Origin of the sequence: Shewanella sp. 10N.286.52.B9 (assembly GCF_002873635.1) — a bacterium.
In the GTDB taxonomy this organism is placed as follows: Bacteria; Pseudomonadota; Gammaproteobacteria; order Enterobacterales; family Shewanellaceae; genus Shewanella.
This window is the reverse complement of sequence record NZ_MCTY01000039.1, coordinates 1-4,677: the sequence shown is the minus strand read 5'-3', so window position 1 is coordinate 4,677 and position 4,677 is coordinate 1. Positions and strand designations below refer to the sequence as shown.

The following is a 4,677-nucleotide window of genomic DNA, read 5'->3' as shown; positions in this document are numbered from 1 at the left end:
TAAAGCCCTGACTTAACAGTTAGGGCTTTTTTCGTTTGGGGCAAAAAGAATAAATCCTAATGCTGATAACTTGAGTCATCAGCTGCTAGATAATATCGTGAGCGGTGAGGTTGAGCGATTACCCATGTGAAACTAGGGTGTAATGTCTGTATAAAGTAACGCTTTATACAGACATGAAACGCGAAATATTTATCCGCAGCTGAACATCGCAAGCGCCTAATTTCTCTCGTAAGAGAGTCGATAAAGCCCTGATTTAACAGTTAGGGCTTTTTTGTATTTGGGGAAAAAGAATAAATCCTAACGCAGATTACTTGAGTCATTTACTGCTACATATCGGCGTGAGCTGCGAGTGTGGGCGAATGCCTATGTGAAAGTAGATTACCGCCAAGCGCCTAATATCACTCATTAAAGAGTCGATAGAGCCCTGACTTAATAGACAGGGCTCTATCCGTTTTCGGGGAAAGTGAAATATGTACTAACCATGAGAGCTTGAATCATCACCTGCTAGATAATATTGTTCGGTGAGAGTAGGAAAATGTTCATGACAAAGCAGACCTTAATGCTGATCTAAATTCAGCAAGGCTTTATAGCGACTCTACACAGATATAAAGTACGAAGGGTTTATTTGTTGATCAACATCAACAAGCGTCTAATCAGTATCAAGCCCGATATTATGTAGCGGGCTTTTTCATTTCTGGCTTTCAATATATATGTCTATGGATATTATTTTAATAGAAGACAAATTAAGCTCCCGGTGCTCAATAGGCAAAGTTTTATAGGTTTTTTAGAGATATTGATATGACACGAGTAGTGCTAAGACGTTTTGATATAAAAACCTACGGGATGTAGTAATTTATTAATCAAAAGAGACTTATTTCGCCATTTGTATATATCTTAAGTACAATAGTGTTCATTATTTTTCGTTAGAACTATGCCTTTATGCCTGTAAGTTTAGCTCCCCATAATACCTTGGCCTTAACACAATGTTGCGACGCTATTGTTGAAGTTGACTCAAAAAAACAACTGATTTCAGTCGTTTCTAAGCTTGTCAGTGAATCTAAGCCTATGTTGATCTTAGGCGGTGGCAGTAATGTTGTATTTACCGATGATTTCAATGGCACCATTATAAAAGTGCTTACAAAAGGAATTAAGGTCGTTGAAGATGAGTTTAATTTCATCTTATCAGTTCAAGCAGGTGAAAATTGGCATGATTTTGTTGAATACTGTTTAGAAAATGGCATTAACGGCTTAGAGAATCTAGCGTTAATTCCAGGCACAGTTGGCGCCGCGCCTATTCAAAATATTGGTGCTTACGGTGTAGAAATCGATAATTTCTGCTCTCAAGTAGAATACTATGACTATACGACATCTCAGTTGATAACCCTTGATGCAGATCAGTGCCAGTTTGGTTACCGAGATTCAATTTTTAAACACCAGCTTAAGGATAAGGCTGTCATCACCGAGGTTGAATTTAGATTACCTAAGTTGTGGGCGCCTAATCTTGAATATGGACCACTAAAACACTTACAGGATGACAGTGTTAGCGCACAAATAATATTTGAAACAGTATGTGATGTGAGGCAAAGTAAATTACCGGATCCTAAGGTACTTGGTAATGTTGGCAGTTTCTTCAAAAACCCGATTATTTCAGCTAAGCAGTATCTTGAGTTATTAACCGAATTTAGTGATCTTGTCGGCTACGCGCAAACTGACGGCACGATTAAAATTGCCGCAGGTTGGTTAATTGATGAAGCTAATTTAAAAGGCTTTACAGTAGGCCGTGCTGCCGTGCATACCAAGCAAGCACTAGTGCTCGTTAACCTCGGTGGGGCAACGGGTAATGATATTTGTCAATTAGCTCATGCGGTGATGAATAAAGTTTACGATAAATTTAATATAAATTTAGAACCGGAACCAAGAATTATTGGCCCAAAAGGCGAGGTAGATATCTGATATGAATGGTCATTGGGTTAAAAAGAAACAGATCCTAGCTTTGCTTGATCATAGTGATTATGTCTCTGGTGAGCAAATTGCTCAAAAAGTGGGTTTATCACGCACCGCGGTAAACAACCACATCAGCCAGTTACTTGATTATGGCGTAGATATATACAGTGTTAAAGGCAAAGGCTATAAGCTATCTAACCCATTACCATTATTTGATGAGGCAAAACTATTGGCTGCAATAGATAATCGTTGCTTTTATTTTGATGACATTAACAGTACCAATGCCTTTATGTTGCAACACGCTGATGAATTGAAAACAGGTGATATTTGTATCGCTGAATATCAATCTGCAGGTAGGGGGAGGCGAGGACGTAATTGGGTATCTCCTTATGGGCACCATGTTTATGCTTCAATTTTTTGGCGCTTAAATCAAGGTATGAATGCAGCAATGGGCTTAAGCTTAATTGTTGGCTGCTCTATTGTAAAAACCTTAGAGAAATATGGTGTAGAAAATTTAGGCTTAAAATGGCCCAATGATATTTATAAAGATAATAAAAAATTAGCAGGCATTTTAATTGAATTGTCTGGCCATTCCTTGGATGAATGTAATTTAGTGATCGGTTTTGGCATTAACATGAGTATGTCTAATAAGCATGCTGAAGCTATTGATCAACCATGGAGTGACTTGAGTGCTTTAGCGGAGATGCCAAATAAAACTGATTTAATGATTGATTTACATCAACAACTTAAATCAGATTTACGCCTATTTGAATTACAAGGCTTAACGCCTTTTATACCGCAATGGGAAAAACATGATTTATTCATTCATAAAGAAGTGGATTTGATCATGGCACCTCATTCTCTATCGGGGATCTGTCGAGGAATTGATCAACAAGGCGCTATTTTATTGGAGATTAATGGCAACATTACATCACACATTGGTGGCGAAATTAGCTTGAGGGCATCTGCCAAATAACCGTATTTATTTACGTAAAAGCACTTGGTCTACAAGGTGGTTCTGGGCTTTTTTTAAAATGAGGTTAGCGCGGGCACGACTGGGTTTGATGTTTGACTGTAAATTGGGGCCGTTAATTGTGTCCCAAATATTCGCTGCCGTAGCATTCGCTTCTTCATCAGACAGTGTCGAATAGTGATGGAAAAACGACTCAGGATCACTGAAAGCCCCTTGTCGGAATTTCAAAAAGCGTTGCTGGTACCAGTGTTTTAACAGTGACTCTTCAGCATCGACATAGATAGAGAAGTCGACATAATCTGACAAAAAGGTACTTTTATGATCAGGTGATGGATCTAATGATGTCTGTAATACATTAAGGCCTTCGATAATCAAAATATCGGGCTGATTAATTTCTTGGACACTATCCGTTAACCTATCGTAGCTGACATGAGAATATAACGGTGCCGATACGGATTCATCGCCAGCTTTAATGCTGGAAATAAAATCAATCAACATTTTCATGTCGTAACTTTCAGGAAAACCTTTGCGCTTAAGCAAATTACGTTGTTTAAGTTCTGCTAACGGGTATAAGAAGCCATCGGTGGTGACTAATTCGACTTTTGGGTGCTCTGACCAGCGTTGTAATAATGTTTGCAAAATACGTGCAGTGGTACTCTTACCGACTGCAACACTGCCTGAGATACTAATGATGTAAGGTGTTTTTGTCGGTTTATGACTTAAGAACTGATCAAGCACTTCACTGCGTTGATGTTTGGCACTGATAATCAGGTTGAGTAGGCGACTTAAGGGCAAATAAATATCCGTCACTTCATCGAGTGACAGTTGCTCATTCATGCCTCGAAGGTTTTCTAATTCTTCTTGGCTTAGTGTTAAAGGCACCGAATTACGTAATTCAGACCATTGTTGGCGCTGAAAAGAAAAATAAAGTGCTTGCTGAGATAATTTATTTGATGTCATAACGTCCTTTCCTTAGATCAGGCACAGTACACCAACAATATATATTGAACAATAGAAAATGCATTGATAGTTTTAGCAATAGTTTAAATCGAGGTATTTTTGAACGCAGTTGTTAAATTGAGCCTAAAAAAGCGACATTTAAGACTTTTTTTATCTTTTTTATGCTTTTGCTATTGCACTTGTGCCGACATTTACCTAATATCCGTTTCCGAAATGATTAGCCGGCATAGCTCAGTTGGTAGAGCAACTGACTTGTAATCAGTAGGTCCCGAGTTCGACTCTTGGTGCCGGCACCATTTTTCTGGAGGGGTTCCCGAGTGGCCAAAGGGATCAGACTGTAAATCTGACGGCTCAGCCTTCGAAGGTTCGAATCCTTCTCCCTCCACCATTTTTAAAGGTAGTTAGGTAGCCTTAAACAGGTTGCGCGGATGTCGTATAATGGTATTACTCCAGCCTTCCAAGCTGATAACGCGGGTTCGATTCCCGCCATCCGCTCCAAATTGCTGAACGACTTGATTGCTTAATATCTCTGTCAGAGTTATTAAGTCAATCAAATCCTTTAAATCAGCACGTCCTGTCTTATGCTAAACTAATCTCCTAAACTAATCGATTCGATGTCATTCAATGCATCGGATTTTTTCTATATGTGTTTTCATTACCAAGACTCTGGGTTGAGGCAATATCATGGCTAAAGAAAAATTTGAACGTAGTAAACCACACGTAAACGTGGGTACAATTGGTCACGTTGACCATGGTAAAACAACTCTTACAGCAGCTATTTCAGCTGTATTGTCAAAAGT

At 38.9% G+C, this 4,677-nt stretch carries 4 protein-coding genes and 3 tRNA genes; 6 read left to right on the top strand and 1 reads right to left on the bottom strand.

Features of this window, described 5'->3' with window-relative positions:
- The first annotated feature begins 939 nt into the window (after positions 1-939).
- Positions 940-1,953 carry a UDP-N-acetylmuramate dehydrogenase gene (gene murB / locus BCU91_RS03310; protein WP_102436320.1) on the top strand — a complete coding sequence of 338 codons (1,014 nt, stop codon included), beginning with the start codon at positions 940-942 and terminating at the stop codon, positions 1,951-1,953.
- 1 nt (position 1,954) lies between these two features.
- Positions 1,955-2,920 carry a bifunctional biotin--[acetyl-CoA-carboxylase] ligase/biotin operon repressor BirA gene (birA, locus tag BCU91_RS03305; protein WP_102436322.1) on the top strand — a complete coding sequence of 322 codons (966 nt, stop codon included), beginning with the start codon at positions 1,955-1,957 and terminating at the stop codon, positions 2,918-2,920.
- Positions 2,921-2,926: 6 nt separating this feature from the next.
- On the opposite strand, the gene coaA is transcribed toward birA, so the two are convergent.
- Complete coding sequence (coaA, locus tag BCU91_RS03300; protein WP_102436324.1) at positions 2,927-3,877, bottom strand: type I pantothenate kinase; 951 nt, start codon at positions 3,875-3,877, stop codon at positions 2,927-2,929.
- Between the two features lie 220 nt (positions 3,878-4,097).
- Here coaA and BCU91_RS03295 point away from each other — a divergent pair.
- From BCU91_RS03295 to BCU91_RS03280, 4 genes are all read left to right on the top strand, one after another.
- Positions 4,098-4,173, top strand: a tRNA-Thr gene (locus BCU91_RS03295).
- A 7-nt stretch (positions 4,174-4,180) separates the two neighbouring features.
- Positions 4,181-4,265, top strand: a tRNA-Tyr gene (locus BCU91_RS03290).
- A 36-nt stretch (positions 4,266-4,301) separates the two neighbouring features.
- Positions 4,302-4,375 (top strand) — tRNA-Gly (locus BCU91_RS03285).
- Positions 4,376-4,561: 186 nt separating this feature from the next.
- A partial coding sequence (locus BCU91_RS03280) for a GTP-binding protein (RefSeq protein ID WP_241901071.1) occupies positions 4,562-4,677 on the top strand: 116 nt, incomplete at its 3' end.